Origin of the sequence: Shewanella sp. MR-4, assembly GCF_000014685.1 — a bacterium.
Taxonomy (GTDB): Bacteria; Pseudomonadota; Gammaproteobacteria; order Enterobacterales; family Shewanellaceae; genus Shewanella.
The window spans coordinates 1835535-1856230 of the sequence record NC_008321.1; the positions used below are offsets into that span (position 1 = coordinate 1835535).

Genomic DNA, 20696 nt, shown 5'->3' on the forward strand with positions numbered 1-20696 from the left:
TGAGGTTTAAGGCCAACTATTTGTACAAATAAAGCACGAACATGGGGGCAAGAGAGTGCTAAGTCCCGTATTCGGTTGATTATTCTTCCAAATCAGTCTGCTTCAGTCAGGCGTAAACCATCGTCATCGATGCTTAACTTACCAGCTTTAAACAAACCGCCGATGCTCTTTTTGAAGGCTTTTTTACTCATGCCGAGTTGCTCGTAAATCACTTCGGCATCGGTTTTATCGGTCAGGGGTAAAAAACCGCCAGCTTGTTTGAGTTTCACCAAAATAATGTGCGCGTGCTTATCGAGCTCTTGCTTACTGCCTTGCTGCAAGACCAAATCGATTTTGCCATCGCGGCGAACTTGTTTGATAAAACCTTTCACTCTTTGACCAAAACGCAGCTTTTGGAACACTTCATTTTGGTAAATCACGCCCCAGTGGGCATGGTTAATAATGGCTTTGTAGCCTAAATCTGTGGTGCCACCGATATACAAGTCAACCTGTTGACCCACTTCGTACTGAGCTGGAGTCTTATCGAGGAACTTATCGATTTTTGATGAGGCGACAATACGTTCATCCGCGCGGTTAACATGCACGTAAACGAGGTAAGAGCGGCCTTCTTCGATGGGTTTGTGCTGCTCGCCAAAGGGGAGCAACAGATCTTTATCTAATCCCCAATCTAAAAATGCACCGTAAGGACCCGTTGCCACCGCTTTTAAATAGGCAAACTCACCGACTTGGGCCAAAGGTTTGCGCGTGGTAGCAATGACGATATCTTCAGAGTCCAGATATAAAAATACCTCTAGCCAGTCACCGACTTGGCAATCTTTTGGGGTGGCTTTGTTGGGCAGTAATACTTGGCCAAACTCGTGGGCATTTAAATACACACCGAAGCTGACTTGTTTTACCACCTCAAGTTTGCAGGTTTTTCCTATCTGTATCATGTAGCTCTCTATCTAAGGATGTCATTCGGCGCTGATTATAACCGCTTTATCCGTAAACAGCAGCTTCCAGTTAGGCTTTTAGATAATCGCTTTGGGATCAACGACTCAGGGAGCATCAAAAATCATTGCTGAACGGGATCATTATTAGCAATTTATTTAATAACACTATTAAAAAATATTGAACGTAATAAAAGTAAGATTATTCACTAACCCATTAATTTATATGCAGTAACGTCGTCTGCTGTTATCGCTCCTGTTAACGTGGTGTTTGTTATATTTTAATGGGAAATATTAAATGAGATTCTTGCTTGCATTCTGTGACATTGCGCGGTTTAATTGCGCCGTTTAACGACTTCGCTCGTTACAGACATGACAAATATTACGTGAGTTGTAATGGTTTTATGGTTCACAGGTCATTCACCGTGTAACGTACAATTTATAATAGTTACATGGGGTTAAGAGGAATTGTTTAGCTAATGCACAAGCATCCATTTTTTGCTCTTTGCCTAAAAGCATCACAATGTCAGCGCTCAATCGTTATGCCCTATGACGATACTAGCCTTAAACATCTCACGTTAATCCGTATCAATTCTGGCCGCGAAGAAGCCAACAGTCCCCTGTTACAATAATCTTGCCTGTTATTAGGTGCGCTCGGTCTTGCCTGGCCGCTTAATATGTAATGTTGTTCCTTTAGTGTTACCTGTTGTTGTAGACATGCTTGAACCCCTTTTTAATGAATTTTGGGGCTTCGGCTGTGATGCAACGCCTAACGTTAGGGTTTTGGGTGTTTTTTAACCTCAAAGCGCGCTAAGGTTAATGCCATTGGTGAGAAACCTTGGCGATAAAGGGTGATATGAACGCAATCTCCTACCATCGCCAGTGTAATAAGAATCTGGGGTCTACCCCGGCTGCGTTAAGGAAAACGCATCAATGTCGCCTATGCTGGGTTGATGTTGCTGCACTAAACAGGGTGAGTTCATCCTAATTGTATTTCAGGTAAGCTTGTGTTTTACCTGGGTTTGTCGAACGGGCGGTCGTGCAAGATTGCAATGGCCGTTTAACCCATTTTTTTATAGACGGGCTAAATAAAAATGAATGATTGGTCTATTGATGCTGCTCGTGCTGGGTACAACGTTACCCACTGGAGCCAAGGGTTTTATGGGATCAGCGACCAAGGTGAGGTGACAGTGTCGCCGGATCCTAAGAATCCTGATCACAAGATTGGCTTAAATGAGCTAGCAAAAGACATGGTTAAAGCGGGGGTCGCTTTACCTGTATTAGTTCGTTTCCCGCAAATTCTGCACCACAGAGTGAACAGTTTGTGCCAAGCATTCGACCAAGCGATACAAAAATATGAGTATCAGGCGGACTATTTGCTGGTTTACCCCATTAAAGTAAACCAACAAAAAACTGTGGTAGAAGAGATCCTTGCGAGCCAAGCATCAAAAGAAGTTCCACAATTAGGCCTAGAAGCCGGCAGTAAGCCAGAATTAATGGCCGTACTGGCCATGGCGCAAAAAGCCAGTTCAGTGATTGTATGTAACGGTTATAAAGATAACGAATACATCCGTTTAGCCTTAATTGGTGAAAAGTTAGGCCATAAGGTCTACATCGTTTTAGAAAAACTGTCTGAGCTGAAGATGGTGTTGGCCGAATCTAAGCGCTTAGGGGTGAAACCTCGCTTAGGTCTACGTGCGCGCCTTGCATTCCAAGGTAAAGGCAAGTGGCAAGCCAGCGGTGGCGAAAAGTCTAAGTTCGGTTTATCTGCGGCGCAGATTTTAACTGTGGTAGATCAGTTAAAAGAAAACGACATGTTGGATTCGCTGCAGTTATTGCACTTCCACTTAGGTTCGCAAATCGCGAACATCCGCGATATTCGTCAGGGTGTGAGTGAAGCGGCGCGTTTCTACTGTGAATTACGCGAGTTAGGCGCCAGCATCAACTGCTTCGACGTCGGCGGTGGTTTAGCGGTGGATTACGACGGCACACGTAGCCAAAGTAACAACTCAATGAACTATGGCTTAAGCGAATACGCCAATAACATCGTTAACGTGCTTACCGATATCTGTAATGAATACGAGCAACCTATGCCACGTATTATTTCAGAATCAGGCCGTCACTTAACGGCGCACCATGCAGTGCTGATCACCGACGTGATTGGTACTGAAGCCTATCAGGTAGAAGATATCCAGCCGCCAGCGGAAGAATCGCCACAACTGCTGCACAACATGTGGCAATCGTGGACTGAGTTGAGCGGCCGCGCTGATCAACGTGCACTGATTGAGATTTACCACGATAGCCAAAGCGACTTGCAAGAAGCGCAATCACTGTTTGCCTTGGGTCAATTAAGCTTGGCGGAGCGTGCGTGGGCTGAACAGGCAAACCTGCGTGTTTGTCACGAAGTGCAAGGTTTGTTAAGCACCAAAAACCGTTACCACAGACCGATCATCGATGAGTTAAACGAAAAGTTAGCCGATAAGTTCTTCGTTAACTTCTCACTATTCCAATCGTTACCGGATGCTTGGGGTATCGATCAGGTGTTCCCTGTACTGCCGCTGTCAGGTTTAGACAAAGCGCCAGAGCGCCGCGCTGTTATGTTGGACATTACCTGTGACTCTGACGGTATTGTTGACCAATACGTAGACGGTCAAGGGATTGAAACCACGCTGCCAGTTCCGGCTTGGAGCGCAGAGAGCCCTTACTTGATGGGCTTCTTTATGGTGGGCGCATATCAGGAAATTTTAGGCGATATGCACAACCTGTTTGGTGATACTAACTCTGCGGTGGTCAGCATCGAAGAAAACGGTATGACTAATATTGAGTCGGTACTTGCCGGTGACACAGTCGCTGACGTACTTCGTTATGTTAACTTAGATGCGGTCGACTTTATGCGCACCTACGAAGAGTTAGTGAACCAGCATATTGTTGAAGAAGAACGCGCGCAAATTTTAGAAGAATTACAAGTGGGCCTAAAAGGTTACACTTATTTAGAAGATTTTTCTTAATATTGAGTGTGTTAAAAAAGTCAGCCTAGGGTAACTTAGGCTGACTTTTGTTTTTTATAGCCCGTTGTTTTTTGCTCGCGAGTTGCATGGCTGTCACCTTGTAAAAGCAAGCACGGTAGTTTTATTGCGGCGTCAGTCGTGTAAAAATAGCTGCGCGAAATTGATGGGTTATCAGTATTAAAATGCGTGCGTTCACTTAAGTCAGCGTTGATGGTGAGCCATTAATGTCTGTTATACCAATAGATGCCCATACACAGGGATAAGATGAGGCTAACGGCTTGATGTTTTTTGAAGGCGCGGAAAAAAAGCTTGAGATCAGGCTCACACCCAAGCTGGCATCACTACGCCTGCGGGAGTATGGCTTTTGGTCGACGCTGGTGGCCTGTGCGAATGCAGAAATCCTCTCAACAAGCAGTAATCATGCCTGCGATGCCTATCTGCTGAGTGAATCGAGCCTGTTCGTCTGGGACTATAAAATTCTGATCCTTACCTGCGGCAATAGCACCCTGATTGAGGCGGCCTGCTACTTTATTAACGCCTTAGGGGCTGAGCACATCGCCGCGCTCTGCTATCAGCGCAAGAATGAGTACCAAGCCCAGTTACAAAGCACCAGCTTTGCTGACGATATTGCTAAATTGCGACTCTTGATCCCTGGCGAAGCCTTTCGAATGGGTCATTTGGATTCACACCATCACTATGTGTTTTGCGCCGAAAATCAATCGGTTTCCTCAAGCGAAACCAGCCTTGAACTGATGATGTACCACATCCGTGGCGAGCTTGCCGAGTATCTCAAGTTGCCAACACAAACCGAGCATGGGATTTATCTGCAGCTTGGCTTGCAACAACTTTTCGGCGATTTTCAGCTAGATATGCATTGTTTTCAGCCTGCCGGGTTTTCGTTGAATGCGATACGAGGTGCTGACTATTTTACCTTGCATATCACACCATCGATGGGACAAGGGGATAATTCCTATGTCAGTTTTGAGACTAATCTGGATTTAGCCGTTTATCCCCATCCAGTCGTGGCGCGATTGCTGGATTTATTCTCCCCAATCAGTTGGGATTTGATTAATTTTAATCAGCCTATCAATACGGCGGGATTTCCTGCGCATATTTGCTTAGGTCAAGGTTTAGTGACAACTGGGTCGGGTAGTCAGATTTCCTTCCGTCACTATCAGCAGCTTGAACCCCAAATACTGCAACCTGAGTTTATCTAGTCTTAAGCCCTGTGGAGTCTTTGCCTGCGCTGCCTGACTCTTGAGATTCATTGAGGTTTTAAGCGCTGGATTATCAATAAAAAAGCTAAGGTTAACGGCCCTGGCTTTTTTATTGACGGCGTAATAACAGAGCAGCGAATTGCGAGTAAGGCATGGTAAACTTGCATTATCAGCGGATTGCACCGATGGCAATCATTGTGCGCTTGTAAAAGGAAACCCTATGACAGATCTCAGTGATATTCGCCGCGAATACACCAAAGGCGGTCTAAGACGCGCCGATTTACCACAAAATCCCATGCAGCTATTCGAGTTATGGATGACGCAAGCTCGCGATGCTGAGCTGAGCGATCCCACGGCGATGTGTGTTGCCACCGTCGATGAGCATGGTCAGCCCTATCAGCGAATTGTGCTGTTAAAGCGCTTCGATGACTCGGGATTTGTGTTCTTCACTAACCTAGGTAGCCGAAAAGCGCAGCAGATCGCAGCCAATAATAAGGTGAGTCTGCATTTTCCTTGGCATCCGATTGAACGCCAAGTATCGATTCTCGGTGAGGCGCAGCCACTCTCTACCGCCGAAGTGCTGAAATACTTTATGACCCGTCCTAAGGATAGCCAGATAGCCGCTTGGGTGTCACAGCAGTCGAGCAAACTGAGCGCGCGACAAGTACTCGAAGGTAAGTTCTTTGAAATGAAAGCCAAATTTGCCAAGGGCGATGTGCCCTTACCGAGCTTTTGGGGCGGCTACTTAGTTAAACCCTCGAGTATCGAGTTTTGGCAGGGCGGGGAGCACAGGCTGCACGATCGTTTCCTCTACACTCGCCAAGCGGATGAATGGGTCATTGACCGTTTAGCACCTTAATGGTCTTTAGGAGCGTAAGCGTGGGACAGTATAAGATTTGGGTCGATGCCGATGCCTGCCCAAACCCGATTAAAGAGATTTTATTTCGCGCGGCAGAACGTAAGTCGCTGCCGCTAGTGCTGGTGGCGAACCAAATGCTGCGGGTGCCACCATCGCCTTATATCAGCCAAGTGCGTGTCGGCTCAGGTTTTGATGTGGCAGATCAATACATTGTCGACCATGTTGAGGCTACGCATTTAGTGATCACCGCCGATATCCCGTTGGCGGCGCAAGTGATTGAAAAGGGTGCGCTGGCGCTTAATCCCCGCGGTGAGCTCTACACCACTGACAATATTCGCCAAAAACTGACGATGCGCGATTTTATGGAAGATTTACGTTCATCAGGTGTGCATACCGGTGGTCCTGATGCCTTATCGGCGGCGGATAAACAGGCTTTTGCCAATAGTTTAGATAAGTGGCTGGTGCGAGTTTAACGATAGTTCACTGGTCGCTAATCAAGAAAAAGAGTATCTTTAGCGAGACTTAGGTGATCTTTGTCACAAATTGTCTAAGTAATAACAGCGGTTACTCAAGTGCGAGAGGGTGACAGCTAGGCCTTAACACTCACTGATTGAGGATGGATACGATGAAAAAATGGATAGGAATCGCAGCATTATCGACGCTGGTTAGTTTTAGTTGTGCAGCCCAGTGGCAAGTGATGGAGCAGGACTCTCGAGTCAGCTTCGTGTCGGTAAAAAAGGGTGATATCGCTGAAGTTCATCACTTTAAGCAACTCAATGGTGTCCTTAAGGATAATGGTCAATTTGAGCTAAGCATTCCACTGATGAGTGTGGCGACTGGTATCGATGTGCGCGATGAGCGTATGCAAAACCTGTTGTTTGAAGTGTCCTTATATCCTGAGCTGAAATTGAGCGCGCAGGTGGATACTAAGATGCTCAAAGAGTTTGCCGTGGGTGAGTCTAAGGTTGCTGACATCGATGGGAAAATTTCCCTGCATGGAAAACAGCAAACGAAAACTTTTTCGGTAATTTTAACCAAAGTATCTGATAATAAACTGATGGTTAGCAGTTTTCAGCCGATAATTGTCAATGCCAATGAGTTTGACTTGGTCTCGGGTGTGGATAAATTGCGTGATATTGCAGGTTTATCTAGTATTAGCCAAGCCGTTCCAGTGTCGTTTGTACTAACCTTAACAAAGTAACAGCGATAATTTTGGCTTAGATCAATACGTCAGCTCTCCTGTTCGAGATATGGTTAGCGAGTGGCTGGCGTGCAAATCTTTATATCGACCACTTTAGATGTGGGTTTTGTTTTTTCAGTGTCGTCTCTGACGATAGATTTTGGTGTGTTAAGGGTAAAAAATGGTCACAGATAAAGACGGTTACATGCATTTGATCCAGTATTTGACTGAGCATCTTGGCTTGTTCGAAACACCCGATACCCAAAATGTGTCCGACGATACCGTGATGGAGTTGTTCGAAGAACAATTATCCGCGCAGATTATTATGGTTTGTGGGCAAAATCCTTCCCTCTCTTTCGCCGAACGTAATACCATTATCCGTGAGGTCGATGCGATTGTGTACGATCTCGAAGAGATCTTAGCCTCAGTCGCGAATCATAAGGCTACGCCAGAGCAGACCCTGTTCATCACTGAGTTTTCAGGCCTAATCAAGAATTTATTCGATCAAGAAATCGCGAAAATCCAAGTGCATGCTTAATACTTTGCTGCACCATAGGATTCGCCTCTATTCTTGGGTGAGTCCTATCGCTATTGCGTAACGCCTCGACTTTACTCTTAGATTTAGTGACCATATTTAGTTATTTAACTTCAGCCTCTCTTGTTGGTTTTCAATGATGGCCTTGCCGTTTGAGCCGCTCTGATCCTGTCCATGTTTATGGCAAACGTTTAACGACGCAGTTGTTATCCCTAGTTTGTACTTCAATGCTACACAATCCGTTGGTTCACTTAGGGTTAACGTGTTGGCTGTTGGGCGCAGGCCTTTTGGCGTCTATCGAGCAAGCTTACACGTTGTGAGGTAATAGCCTGTTTGCATTTTTGCGCCACTTTAAACGCTTAGATTGAGTAAAATAATCCTCGTTTTTTAAGCATCTTCATTTACAGGGTATATCTTTACTCTATAGCCGCTTTTTTGCTGCGGTGTAAAGGGAGAAGCATGATGTTAACCATACGTCCAAGCTATGCCGAAGATATGCTGACCATAGTGGTGTCGGGTCAAGTTACCCATGGGGATATCGAAGCCTTACTGCTCCCTGCGATTGAGGCCAAGTTGCAGGATCATGCGAGTCTTCGTTTATGGTACGAGTTCAGCCCCGACTTTATTGGCATTACCGTGGGCGCACTCTGGGATGATGCTTTACTCAGTGTGTTTCATTTTAGTGATTTCTCGCGGGTGGTGATGATTGCGGACATGCAAAGCCTAGGGGCTATGGTCAATACACTGGCTTTTATGTTGCCCTGTCCGGTAAAGGTTTTTAGTGAACATGAGCGCGCGCGGGCGAAAGCTTGGTTGGACGAAGCGAAAGTGGCAGAGGTGTAACGGCTGTAACCATTGTGTGTTAACTTGTGACTATTCCTTATTTTTTCATTGGCTTAAATGCTGTATTTGCCCTCAGCTTAGTGTTTTTTGGCTCTTTTCCTTCGCTTTTGTGCTATCACTAGCCCCTACATCGACCTAGGTGATGGGCTCAAAGTGGCTTTTCCGTCATCGTTCAGATAAGGAGTGAGGATGTTACAACATCAAAGTGTCGGTCGCTGCACCACATTATTGCTAGGCGCCATTATCGCCAGTTTGAGCCTTGCTGGTTGCGGTAAAGTCAGCGAAGAGGTGCAAACGCCTGCGCAGAGCGCTGTATCTACTGACACTAAGGCGATTATTGGTCAATCAGAGAAGATGCGCTTATTGGCTGCACAACTGGATTTTCAGGCAAGAATTGATACGGGCGCGGCGAACACCTCATTACATGCTATCGATCTGCAAGTTGAAGGCGGTGCGTCCGACAAGATGCAGGATAACATTGGTAAGACATTGCATTTTACCACCGAAAACGAGGCGGGCGAGCAGCGGCGCTTAGCGGCGAAAATCCTAAAGACCACCACAGTGAATAACGCTCAAGGCAGTGAAGTCCGCTATTTGGTTGAGTTAGACATTGGTTTTGAGGGGCAACACCGTCTGGTTGCCGTTAACCTACGTGACCGAAGCCATATGGATTACAAGTTACTGATCGGCCGTAATTGGTTAGCGGGCCGTTATGTTGTCGATGTGGCCGAGAAACGTCTGATTGGCCCGACAGCGTTTATCAAAGTGAAAGAAGCCGGGCTGACCTTTAAAACGCGCATCGATACGGGGGCGGTTGAAAATTCCCTGCATGCGATTGATCTCAAGATTGACGATGAAGATCCTACCAATATGGATAACAACATCGGCAAGTGGCTTAATTTCACTACCGAAAATGAGCGTGGTGAGGAAAAGCGGTTAAGGGCACGGATTGTCGATACTTCGCTTATCCGTAACGCGCAGGGGAGTGAAGTGCGTTATATGGTCGAATTGACCTTAGGTGAGCCTGGGCGGGAGTATCCCGTTAAAGTAAACCTTAAGGACCGTAGTCAAATGTCCAATAAACTCTTAATCGGCCGTAACTGGTTACAGGGTCATTATTTGGTGGATGTAACACTCGATAAGACGAGCGACTAATTTCACTCTATAGATCTGTTTTTAGCATGACCATTGCTATACCGAAGGTAATGGCCAGTGGCACTCGATTAGGGTGCCGCGATTGAGCTCACTCTCTACCTTCAACTCACCATTTAACTCTTCTTTTATCCAAAGATTAATGCAAGTCAGTGTGCCAATACATTGGTTTTGCTGCATTTCTTGTTTGAGTTGCTCAAGGTGCGAAGCTGGGATCCCTACGCCATTGTCCTGAAGTCGCATATGCAACTGACCGCCATTTTTCTCGAGCGTTAGTTGTAACGCTCTGTTTTGATTATGCTCTTTAAAGGCATGGTGCAAAGTGTTGTTAATGAGTCGATAGAAAAATTGCAGATATTGCCAAGCATTGCCATCGACTACTAATTGCTCATCGCACTCTAGCTTGACCTTAACCTGAGTTTTTAGCAGTTGAGGCTGTAATAAACTTAGTAATTGATTGATAAACATGGCTAAATGCAGTGGGCGTATCTCACTTTGTTGATCGGTAAACAGCTGCGATATATGCCTGAGTCTGGCCGCTTGTTGGCTCATCAATTGCACGACTTGGACTTGGTGGCTGTCATCCTCCTTGGTGCGCACTTGGCAGATCTGTGCAAGGAGTTTGTCCTGCTCTTGCATCATTTGACTCATGACGTCGGCTAGGAAATTCTGCATCAGTTTCTGACTTTGTTGTTTGCTCAGGTTGAGTTGGATTTGCTGATTGATCTCAGCTTGAATCGCCGCGAGTTGTTCCCTGAGCTGGCTGTTTTCTTGCTGCGAGAGTAGGGTCTTGCGCTGCTCATCTTTTAGCTGGGCTAATTGCGATTGCAGCAGTTTTTCCTGTTCTTTTTCTTGGCGTTTTTTGAGATCCACATTAAACCCTATAGCGCCGACTCCGATGGAATTATCCTCATCGTCCCGAATGTCGAACTTACTCATTTGATAAATAAGCTCTCCCCTAAGGGATGGAATGGGTTCTTCAAAATGAATCGCATCCTGGCTATGGGTGACCCGTTGATCGTTTTGCTGATACAGCTGGGCGAATGAGTTTTGGAACAGATCAAAATCCGTAGCGCCGATGATTTTGCGCCGCTCAATCCCTAAAACTTCACAATACTTGTTGTTGACTAAGGTATATCTGCCATTTAAGTCTTTGATGTAAATGATGGTGGATGAAAAGTCGAGCAGTGATCTTAATTGCTCCTTGCGCTGATTCAGCTCCTGCTGAAAATGCTGTTGGGTCAGTAATTGCTGCTCGAGTGCGAGATTACTGGCATCTAGACTGGCCATGGCGACTTCAAGTTGCTGGGTGCGGGATAAAAAGCTTTTCGCCAGCAGGCCAACCTCATCGTGCCGCTCTTTGGCTTTTAATTCGATTGAGGCCGAATCATTGCGTTTGAGTGCCTGTACCATTTCCATAATGGGGGCGATGAGCAGTCTGTGTTGCAACAAAAAGAGCAGGATCAGGCCGAGCATCTGAATTAACACGAGGGAGAGACCGACTTTTTCGATAAGCTGCTTTGCCGTGTCCTGTAACGGTGCAATGGGTGTGACGACGAGAATTTTCCAGTAGGTGTGGGGCATTAAAAATACCGACACCAGCGAAGGGCCTTTGAGTATAGGGTCCACAGTTAATGACACCGAAGCTATCCGCCTTGGGGTTAGAAAATGGTTTTTAGCATTGTCATTGACTATGGCTGAGAGCATCTCCCGCTCACTGTTGTTGCTTAGGCGGGTGAGGTTATCCATTTGCTCTTGGGTAAACACACGCTCCGCCACGGCTTGTTCGATAAAACTGCGGTCGGCTAAGTGCAGTGCCGAGGCTATCGGGCTAAAGGCCGTCTCAGTTTTTGCCAGTTCGTCGAAGGTCTGTAGGGCATGGTTAGGATTTTGGGCCGATTGCGGCAGATTATCGCTATTCGGCGAGGCTAAAATTTGGTTTTGATGGTCTAGGGCTATCACGTAGCCACTGACATCTAACATGGTATTGCGTAAGAGCTGATTGAGTTTTTCTAGGCTGATATCTGTAGTAGCAGCTCCAATAAATTGATGTTCCATCCACATGGCACCCGATGCGGTCACCATAGGTTCGTGGGTGGTGGGATCGACATAGGATTTAGACCAAAATATTTTCCCGACGGGAAAATAGCGGGTCGGTCGATACCATTCTTCGGTGTGATAGCTTGGAAAACTGTCATCGTTGTAACTGTTTATGGCGACGAGTTCGCCGTGAATATTGTGTGACCAGAACAAGCTATCGCGAAATTTTTGCCGATCAAATGCCCCTGGCTCGGGCCAAATCCCGCCGCCAGAGATGATCGCTTTTTGATTTTCAATCGAAAGTAATACCGGAATGCTTTTACTGAGCTGCTCAGGTTCGTAACGGTACAGCATGGCGATTTGACTGATGGCATTGACCTGATTCTCCACTTGGGAGGTCATTTCCTGCAACTTGGCAATGATAATCTGGCCATGGTTTTGATTGAGTAGGGTTTGTTGCTCGCTGATTTGCTGGGTCTGTATGTTGAGAATGACCCAAGCCGTGCTAAAGATCAGTATGCTGGCGATCAGCAGTTGGATCAGACTGAGTTTAAACGGCAGGCTCTTTTGCCATTGGGTTAACGGTGCTTGAGGCTCAATGAGAGGCCGCTTATCCATGTTCGTCGCATTCCGAATGCCGTTATCATTGAGCCAGTTTAGCGTTTTTTCGCCTATTTGCCATTGGCTTAAATCAAAGTTCGCGTAGAGCTTTCGGTGAGAAATATTGACAGCGACAGCTAAAAATGAGGCAGACCTTACGTCTGCCTCATAAAGATTACTTATACAGTGATGGTTTATTCGAACCGCTCAGGATGGGCACAATAAACAGTAACAGTGCGACCAGATAACCACTAAAGGCTACCACCATCCACTCAGCCATAGTGACGCCCATAAACTGCCATGGTACATCGGTACACATTCCCGTTGGCAACATCACGGATGGGAACCATTCATGGAGTGGCATCCAAGCTGGAAATTCGGGTAAAAATGAGCAAGTCGAGAAGGGCGAAGGATTATTCTGCATATCCACTAGGGCTAATGCTAGTTTCAGTCCCCAAGTTGCACTGACGGCCCAGCCAAGAGCTCCCAAAATGCGAACAATGCGGTACTTGGGCGCGGTCATACCAATCAGTCCTGCTGCCAAAATACCGAATACGGCGAGGCGCTGGTAAATACACATCACACAGGGATCTAACTTCATCACGTATTGGAAATACAGTGCGGCCGCTTCGAGGGCAATCGCAGAGCCAGTAAGAATTAACCAAGATGCGCGGGAATGGGCAAAGCGAGTGAATGCTGTCAAAAGTGAACTCCGTATCAACAAAAAACGCCCTCGAAGGTAGGGCGTTTTTTTGACTTTACTGAACTCATAAAGTTCAGTCAACTCTGATATTTATGTTAGTGAGCTGCCGCAGGTGCTAACGCTTCTTTAACACTGTGGTGAATGATTGCATGGGAATCATAGAAGTATTGCGTCATCTGCTCTAAGAAGCCTGATTCGATAGCCATTACACCGACAATCGATAACACGATAGTGTAGGGTAGTGCCATCCACACCATTCTGCCGTAGGATAAACGGATAAGCGGTGCAAGGGCGGAGGTCAGTAAGAACAGGAATGCTGCTTGACCGTTTGGTGTCGCCACCGAAGGCAAGTTAGTACCAGTGTTAATCGCAACCGCTAAAAGGTCGAATTGATCGCGGGTAATTTGACCGTTAATCAGGGCGGCTTTGACTTCGTTAATATAGACAGTGCCGACAAACACGTTATCACTGACCATAGAGAGTAACCCGTTAGCGATATAGAAGATCACTAATTGGGTATTACCTTCATGGTTTAGTGCCCATTGGATCACTGGGCCAAACAGTTGTTGGTCGATAATCACGGCCACAACCGCAAAGAACACCGCTAACAACGCCGTAAAGGGCAGGGCTTCTTCAAACGCTTTACCCAGTGCATGCTCATCGGTAATACCGTTAAAGGCTGTGGTTAAAATGATCACAGACAGACCAATCAAGCCCACTGACGCTAAGTGCAGCGCAAGACCTGCAATTAACCAAACGCCAACAAAGGCTTGGATAACCAGCTTCATCTTATCTTTATTGGTACGACGCGCGTCTTCATAGGCGGCGTAATCACAAAGGATTTTATGCACGGCTTCCGGTAGCTGGGCACCATAACCGAACCAACGTAATTTTTCGACTAAAAAGCAAGTTAGGATACCAGCAAACAACACTGGCACGGTTACGGGAGACATACGGATCGCGAACTCACCAAATTGCCAATTAGCCTGCGCAGCGATAATTAAGTTTTGTGGTTCTCCCACCATAGTACATACACCACCTAATGCGGTACCGACACCGGCGTGCATCAATAGGTTACGTAGGAAACCACGGAAGGACTCTAATTCTTCTTCGTTGAGCTGGTTTTCACCATCTTCATTTTTGCCTTCAGAGGTATGGTCATGATCTGCAGAGAAATCTTTACCCGAAGCCACTTTGTGATAAATAGAGTAAAATCCGACCGCCACAGTAATAATCACGGCGATAACGGTTAATGCATCTAGGAAGGCGGATAAGAAGGCTGAAGCCAGACAGAACATCAAAGACACTAAGATTTTCGAGCGTACTTTAGTGATCATCTTAGTAAACGCGAATAGCAGTAGCTGCTTCATGAAGTAAATGCCAGCCACCATAAACACCAGCAGTAATAATACTTCAAGGTTGGCTTCAATTTCGTGCAGCACTTGGCTCGCAGAGGTCATACCGATGGCGACCGCTTGAATCGCTAATAAACCACCGGGTTGTAATGGATAGCATTTAAGTGCCATTGCCAAGGTAAAAATAAATTCAAGCACTAATACCCAACCAGCCACAAAGGGGCTGACATAGAAAAAGAGTATTGGATTGATTATTAAAAACGACAGTATTGCGATCTTGTACCACTTAGGAGAATTCCCTAAGAAGTTCCCAATAAACGCCTGACTCATTGTCATCGGCATGGCATCCTCTCTTCTAATTATCTTTTAAATTGCACAGGTTATTGTGTTCTGGCATTTGTTTTAGAAATTCAGTCTAGCCTAAAGAGAATGCTAATGTAACGAGATACTGAAACCCAGATTTCAAAAAGCGGAGCTAATCGGCAAAATTGACATAATTGCGGTTGATTCATGTCGTTTTTTTGAACACTTTTGTGACAATTGTACGGTGATTTTAAGGTGAGCTGCAGTCAATGGTTTCCATTTTTTACCGCTCTGGTATGATCAGTGACCATTATAAAGCACAACAACTGGAAAAGTGGGCTGATGATTATCAATGCCAAAGGACCTGCAAGTTTTGCAGAGAAGTATATTGTAAGATCGATTTGGGAAAACAAGTTTCCCCCAGGGTCCATTTTACCGGCTGAACGTGAGCTTTCTGAATTGATTGGCGTAACACGCACGACACTGCGTGAAGTTTTGCAACGCTTAGCCCGTGATGGTTGGTTGAAAATCCAACATGGTAAACCGACTCGGGTAAACAATTTTTGGGAAACCTCAGGCCTTAACATTCTCGAGACGATTGCAGATCTCAACCCTGAAGGCTTCCCTGTGCTGGTGGACCAATTGCTGTCGGCTCGAACCAATGTGAGCGCGATTTATTTCCGTGGTGCACTGCGCAACAGCCCTGACACCGCCGTTGAAGTGTTAGCACAAATTCATCAATTAGAAGATACGGCAGAATCCTTCGCCGAGTATGACTACTTATTGCATCATACTTTAGCTTTCTCTTCTGGCAATCCGCTGTATGTGTTGATCTTAAATGGCTTTAAAGGTCTGTATAGCCGAGTCGGTCGTTACTATTTCAGTAGCCCAGAGGCGCGCCAGTTAGCGCTGAACTTCTATAAAGAACTGGAAGTATTAGCCAAAGCTAAAAATTATGTTGATGTGCCTGCATTAATGCGCACTTACGGTATCAACAGTGGCAAAATGTGGTTGCAATTGCGTGACGATATGCCGACTTCAATTGCCCTGCAAGAAGCCAACTCTTAAGTAAAAATGCGCCTTGTTAAACGAAAAAGCCGTTTCATTGAGAAACGGCTTTTTGCTTTTTAGTCAGTGAGATGCTCAATCGGCCTTAGGTTGTTCTGGGCAGGACGTTAACAAGGTCACGCTGGTATCGGCATTTAACTGCTCAAGGCTGACGGTAAAGCCCCAGAGTCGATGCAGATGCTTTAACACTTCCTTATAGGTGCTGGCGAGCGGGATATCATTACTGGGGACATACCTTAAGGTTAAGGAGCGGTCGCCGTTTATCTCAACGTTATGTACTTGAATATTTGGTTCTATATTCGACAAGTTGTACTGCTGCGAGAGTAGATTGCGAATGTCTTGATAACCCTCCTCATCGTGAATGGCCGACACGGACAGATAGTTACGTTTCTCATCATCGTGAATGCCAAACAGCTTGAACTGACGGATCACTCTTGGCGACAGATACTGGCTAATAAAACTTTCATCCTTAAAGTTTTGCATCGCAAAATGTAAGGTATCGAGCCAATTACTGCCCGCAATGTCCGGAAACCAGACTTTGTCTTCCTCAGTTGGATTCTCACACATGCGCCGAATATCGGTAAACATCGCAAACCCGAGGGCATAAGGGTTGATACCGCTGTAGTAACGGCTGTTATATTCGGGTTGGGCGACAACGCCAGTATGGCTCTGCAAGAACTCCATCATAAAGCGGTCGGTGACCACGCCATCATCATATAGATGATTCAAAATGGTGTAATGCCAGAAGGTTGCCCAGCCTTCATTCATCACTTGTGTTTGTTTTTGTGGATAAAAATACTGCGCCATCTTACGCACGATTCGGATAATTTCCCGCTGCCATGACTCCAGCAATGGCGCATTTTTTTCAATAAAATACAGAACGTTTTCCTGTGGCTCGGCGGGGAAACGGCGCTTCGTGGTCGACGGTTGCTGCTGTTGATGGGTGGGTATAGTGCGCCACAAATCGTTCACTTGGCTTTGCAGATAGGCCTCGCGATCTTTTTGCCTTGCTTGTTCTTCCCTAAAGGAGATTTCCGATGGGCGTTTATAGCGGTCGACACCATAATTCATCAGAGCGTGGCAAGAGTCGATGATGCTTTCAACTTGATCGACACCGTATTTTTGCTCGCAATCACTGATGTAGTTTTTGGCAAACACCAAGTAATCGATAATCGAGCTTGCATCCGTCCATGTCTTAAATAAGTAATTATTTTTAAAGAAACTATTATGGCCAAAACAGGCATGTGCCATCACTAAAGCCTGCATGGTGATGGTGTTTTCTTCCATTAAATAAGCGATACAAGGGTTGGAGTTAATCACTATTTCGTAGGCGAGACCCATTTGCCCACGCTTGTAGCCCTGTTCGGTTTCGATAAAACGTTTACCGAAGGACCAATGGGTATAGCCAATGGGCATGCCAATGCCAGCATAGGCGTCCATCATCTGTTCGGCGGTGATGATTTCGATTTGATTGGGATAGGCGTTCAATCTGTAAATGGCCGCCACTCGCTCAATCTCTTTTAGATAACTTTGCAACAGCTCAAAGCTCCAGTCGGGACCGTCACTCAAGGCTGTACGTATTTTTGCTTCTTTTATCCCCATAGAGCCCCCTTAAACCGCCTGCTTTTTAAATAATTCTCTAAATACAGGGTAGATATCTTCGGCTTGACGAATATGTTGCACCGCTATGTTGTCGTAGTGTTGTTGTAGGGATTCGTATTCGCGCCACAGGGTTTGGTGCGCACGATTGGTGATTTCGATATAGCTAAAATAGCGCACTAATGGCAGGATTTTTTGCTCCAATAATTGTCGACAGGTGGGAGAGTCATCGGCCCAGTTATCACCGTCAGAGGCTTGTGCGGCATAGATATTCCACTCATCGGCAGGATAGCGAGCCTGCTGAATTTCGTGCATTAATTTCAATGCGCTTGAGACAATCGTGCCACCAGTTTCTTGGGAGTAGAAGAACTCATGTTCGTCCACTTCCTTTGCTTGGGTATGGTGGCGGATATAGACCACCTCGAGGTTTTTGTAGGTTCGGGTGAGAAACAAGTACAGCAAGATATAGAAACGTTTTGCCATATCTTTTGTCGCTTGATCCATCGAGCCTGACACGTCCATTAAGCAGAACATGACCGCTTGGCTTGAGGGTACCTCGCGCCTTGCAAAGTTGTTGAAACGTAAGTCAAAGGTATCGATAAAGGGGACTTTAGCAATCTTCTGCTTGAGCGCCTCGATTTGGGCTTTTAAATCCAAAATCAGCTCGGCTTTAGTGCCTGGAATATTTTCAAGCTCTGCCAGTTCCTGCTCTAACTCTTTGAGCAATTTCTTTTTACTTGCCGACATGGCAATGCGGCGCGCCAAGGAGGAACGCAGTGAGCGCACAATATTAATATTGGCTGGTACACCATCATTGGTGAAGCCCGCACGGTAGATTTGATACTCGACGAGCTTGTTTAAGCGATTCTTCTGCAGATTCGGCAGTTCTAAATCCTCAAAGAGCAGCTCTAGGTATTCATCCTTTGAGATTTCAAACACAAAGTCGTCATTCCCTTCGCCCGAATCCGAGGCATCGCCTTTACCCGCACCGCCGCCAGCGCCACCTTGGGGTCTGTCGATTTTATCGCCGCGGGTGAATTGATCATTGCCTGGGTGGACTCTGTCTCTTACGCCTCCTTTGCCTTGATGGAACATAGGTTCACTGATATCCCGTGTGGGAATACTGATTTTTTCGCCTTTATCTACATCCGTTACACTGCGACGCGTGACGGCATCGCTGACGGCTTTTTTGATTTGTTGCTTATATCGGTTGATAAAGCGTTGGCGGTTGACTGTGCTTTTTCCTTTCGCATTCAACCGTCTATCGATAAAGTTCGCCATACGCACCTCCCAAACCCCAGCGAAGGCTTTGGCAACACCAAAGCCTCGTTTTTAGTGAGCGCAAGTTAAGAGGATTTACGAACCCGTAAATACCACTCAGACAGGAGTCTGACTTGTTTTTTGGTATAGCCTTTCTCCATCATTCGATTGACAAAATCATCGTGTTTACGTTGATCGTCAGTCGAGGTTTTGGCGTTAAAGGAAATCACCGGGAGTAGATCCTCTGTATTTGAGAACATTTTCTTCTCAATCACAGTGCGTAGTTTTTCGTAGCTGGTCCAGAGTGGATTGTTGCCCTCATGGCTTGCGCGGGCGCGCAGGACAAAGTTAACGATCTCATTACGGAAATCTTTAGGGTTGCTGATCCCTGCAGGTTTTTCGATTTTCTCCAGTTCGGCATTGAGTGCGGAGCGGTCAAACAATTGACCGGTTTCGGGGTCACGGTATTCCTGATCTTGGATCCAGAAATCGGCGTAGGTGACATAACGGTCGAAGATATTTTGGCCGTATTCAGAGTAGGACTCTAAGTACGCGGTTTGGATTTCCTTACCGATAAATTCGACGTATTTAGGGATTAAATAGCCTTTTAAGAACTCCAGATAACGTTCGGCGGTATCGCCGGGGAATTGTTCCTGCTCGATTTGGCGCTCGAGTACATAGAACAAATGTACAGGGTTAGCGGCAATCTCTGAGTGGTCAAAGTTAAATACCCGCGATAGGATCTTGAACGCGAAACGGGTAGAAAGACCATTCATGCCTTCATCAACACCGGCGTAGTCGCGGTACTCTTGGTAGGATTTGGCCTTAGGATCGGTATCTTTAAGGCTTTCACCATCGTAGACCCGCATCTTAGAGTAGATGGAGGAGTTTTCAGGTGTTTTGATCCTCGAGAGCACACTAAATTGCGCTAGGGTTTCTAAGGTGCCAGGTGCGCAAGGTGCTTGGGACAGCTCGGAGTTTTGCAGTAATTTTTTGTAAATCTGCAATTCTTCCGATACCCGCAGGCAATAGGGCACTTTGACGATATAAACCCTGTCGAGAAACGCTTCGTTGTTCTTGTTGTTTTTGAAGGTTGACCATTCTGACTCGTTAGAGTGCGCTAAAATGATACCGCTATAGGGCAGGGCGGATAAGCCTTCGGTGCCGTTATAGTTACCTTCTTGGGTAGCGGTGAGCAGTGGGTGTAGCACCTTAATGGGCGCCTTGAACATTTCCACGAACTCCATCATCCCTTGGTTTGCCCGGCAGAGTGCACCCGAATAGGCATAGGCATCGGCATCGTCTTGCGAGAAATGCTCTAGCTGACGAATATCGACCTTACCCACCAAGGAGGAAATATCTTGGTTGTTTTCATCCCCTGGCTCGGTTTTGGCAATCGCCAATTGATCGAGAATAGAGGGGTAGACCTTGACCACACGGAATTTTGAAATATCGCCGCCAAACTCGTGCAGACGTTTTACCGCCCAAGGCGACATAATAGTTTTTAAGTAACGGGTGGGAATATTAAACTCATCCCGCAGCAGCTGGCCGTCTTCTTCGACATCGAAGAGACAGAAGGGGTGGTCATTCACCGGGCTTCTCACGCCATTAGCACTTAGAATGTAAATTGGCACTTTTTGCATCAGAGGCTTTGAGTTTTTCCGCCAATGATGACTTACCGCCACCCACTGGGCCGAGTAAGTACAAAATTTGCTTCGATTCCTCTAAGCCTTGGGCAGAGTGTTTTAGGTAGGCAACGATTTGTTCAATCGCATCTTCCATACCGTAAAAGTCTTTAAAGGCGGGATAGCGTGAGATGAGACGATTCGAAAAGATACGGCTTAGGGTTGGATTTTTCGCGGTATCAATAATTTCGGCTTCGCCGATGGCAAGCAGTAATCGCTCGGACGCTGACATATAAGCACTGCGATCTTCTTTGCAGATATCGAGGTATTCTTGCAAAGTGTATTCTTCATCGAGTTTTTGTTCGTAGCGCTTTTGGTAATGCTCGAAAATGCCCATATAAACCCCCTGAAACGCCAGTG

The 20696-nt window shown here is 46.2% G+C and carries 16 protein-coding genes and 1 pseudogene; 10 read left to right on the plus strand and 7 right to left on the minus strand.

Annotation, left to right across the window (positions count from 1 at the left end):
• Positions 1 to 92: 92 nt before the first annotated feature.
• Positions 93 to 932, minus strand: a complete 840-nt coding sequence (locus tag SHEWMR4_RS08260; RefSeq protein WP_011622336.1) for a S1 RNA-binding domain-containing protein — start codon at positions 930 to 932, stop codon at positions 93 to 95.
• Positions 933 to 1408: 476 nt separating this feature from the next.
• Between SHEWMR4_RS08260 and SHEWMR4_RS08265 the strand changes: the two genes are divergently transcribed.
• From SHEWMR4_RS08265 to SHEWMR4_RS08305, 9 genes are all read left to right on the plus strand, one after another.
• The gene (locus SHEWMR4_RS08265) at positions 1409 to 1561 is read left to right on the plus strand and encodes a hypothetical protein (RefSeq protein WP_011622337.1); all 153 of its coding nucleotides are present in this window, start codon (positions 1409 to 1411) and stop codon (positions 1559 to 1561) included.
• 462 nt (positions 1562 to 2023) lie between these two features.
• Positions 2024 to 3937, plus strand: a complete 1914-nt coding sequence (gene speA, locus SHEWMR4_RS08270) for a biosynthetic arginine decarboxylase (RefSeq protein WP_011622338.1) — start codon at positions 2024 to 2026, stop codon at positions 3935 to 3937.
• A 281-nt stretch (positions 3938 to 4218) separates the two neighbouring features.
• Positions 4219 to 5154: an adenosylmethionine decarboxylase gene (locus tag SHEWMR4_RS08275; RefSeq protein ID WP_011622339.1), complete on the plus strand. Its 936-nt coding sequence runs from the start codon at positions 4219 to 4221 to the stop codon at positions 5152 to 5154.
• 220 nt (positions 5155 to 5374) lie between these two features.
• Entirely contained in the window at positions 5375 to 6013 is a 639-nt protein-coding gene (pdxH, locus tag SHEWMR4_RS08280; RefSeq protein ID WP_011622340.1) for a pyridoxamine 5'-phosphate oxidase, read from the plus strand.
• Between the two features lie 20 nt (positions 6014 to 6033).
• Positions 6034 to 6486 carry a YaiI/YqxD family protein gene (locus SHEWMR4_RS08285; RefSeq protein ID WP_011622341.1) on the plus strand — a complete coding sequence of 151 codons (453 nt, stop codon included), beginning with the start codon at positions 6034 to 6036 and terminating at the stop codon, positions 6484 to 6486.
• 152 nt (positions 6487 to 6638) lie between these two features.
• Positions 6639 to 7214 (plus strand): YceI family protein, encoded by a 576-nt coding sequence (locus tag SHEWMR4_RS08290; protein WP_011622342.1) that lies wholly within the window; start codon positions 6639 to 6641, stop codon positions 7212 to 7214.
• 160 nt (positions 7215 to 7374) lie between these two features.
• Complete coding sequence (locus tag SHEWMR4_RS08295) at positions 7375 to 7731, plus strand: DUF3802 family protein (protein WP_011622343.1); 357 nt, start codon at positions 7375 to 7377, stop codon at positions 7729 to 7731.
• 459 nt (positions 7732 to 8190) lie between these two features.
• On the plus strand, positions 8191 to 8571 hold the full coding sequence (locus tag SHEWMR4_RS08300; RefSeq protein ID WP_041408750.1) for an STAS/SEC14 domain-containing protein: 381 nt from the start codon (positions 8191 to 8193) through the stop codon (positions 8569 to 8571).
• A 189-nt stretch (positions 8572 to 8760) separates the two neighbouring features.
• Positions 8761 to 9726: a RimK/LysX family protein gene (locus tag SHEWMR4_RS08305; RefSeq protein ID WP_011622345.1), complete on the plus strand. Its 966-nt coding sequence runs from the start codon at positions 8761 to 8763 to the stop codon at positions 9724 to 9726.
• A gap of 36 nt (positions 9727 to 9762) precedes the next feature.
• Here the strand turns inward: SHEWMR4_RS08305 and SHEWMR4_RS08310 are convergent, their stop codons facing one another.
• The 3 genes from SHEWMR4_RS08310 to nhaB form a co-directional block, all read right to left on the minus strand.
• Entirely contained in the window at positions 9763 to 12381 is a 2619-nt protein-coding gene (locus SHEWMR4_RS08310) for a PAS domain-containing protein (RefSeq protein WP_011622346.1), read from the minus strand.
• Positions 12382 to 12538: 157 nt separating this feature from the next.
• On the minus strand, positions 12539 to 13066 hold the full coding sequence (gene dsbB / locus SHEWMR4_RS08315) for a disulfide bond formation protein DsbB (protein WP_011622347.1): 528 nt from the start codon (positions 13064 to 13066) through the stop codon (positions 12539 to 12541).
• A 95-nt stretch (positions 13067 to 13161) separates the two neighbouring features.
• Complete coding sequence (gene nhaB / locus SHEWMR4_RS08320) at positions 13162 to 14763, minus strand: sodium/proton antiporter NhaB (protein WP_011622348.1); 1602 nt, start codon at positions 14761 to 14763, stop codon at positions 13162 to 13164.
• 303 nt (positions 14764 to 15066) lie between these two features.
• Between nhaB and fadR the strand changes: the two genes are divergently transcribed.
• Positions 15067 to 15792: a fatty acid metabolism transcriptional regulator FadR gene (gene fadR / locus SHEWMR4_RS08325; RefSeq protein ID WP_011622349.1), complete on the plus strand. Its 726-nt coding sequence runs from the start codon at positions 15067 to 15069 to the stop codon at positions 15790 to 15792.
• A gap of 75 nt (positions 15793 to 15867) precedes the next feature.
• On the opposite strand, the gene SHEWMR4_RS08330 is transcribed toward fadR, so the two are convergent.
• The 3 genes and pseudogenes from SHEWMR4_RS08330 to SHEWMR4_RS08340 all read right to left on the minus strand — a co-directional run bounded on the left by SHEWMR4_RS08330 (position 15868) and on the right by SHEWMR4_RS08340 (position 20673).
• The gene (locus tag SHEWMR4_RS08330; protein ID WP_011622350.1) at positions 15868 to 17394 is read right to left on the minus strand and encodes a SpoVR family protein; all 1527 of its coding nucleotides are present in this window, start codon (positions 17392 to 17394) and stop codon (positions 15868 to 15870) included.
• Positions 17395 to 17403: 9 nt separating this feature from the next.
• Positions 17404 to 18672, minus strand: a complete 1269-nt coding sequence (locus SHEWMR4_RS08335; protein ID WP_041408751.1) for a YeaH/YhbH family protein — start codon at positions 18670 to 18672, stop codon at positions 17404 to 17406.
• Positions 18673 to 18737: 65 nt separating this feature from the next.
• Positions 18738 to 20673 (minus strand): annotated as a pseudogene (locus SHEWMR4_RS08340) (PrkA family serine protein kinase).
• Positions 20674 to 20696: the final 23 nt, after the last annotated feature.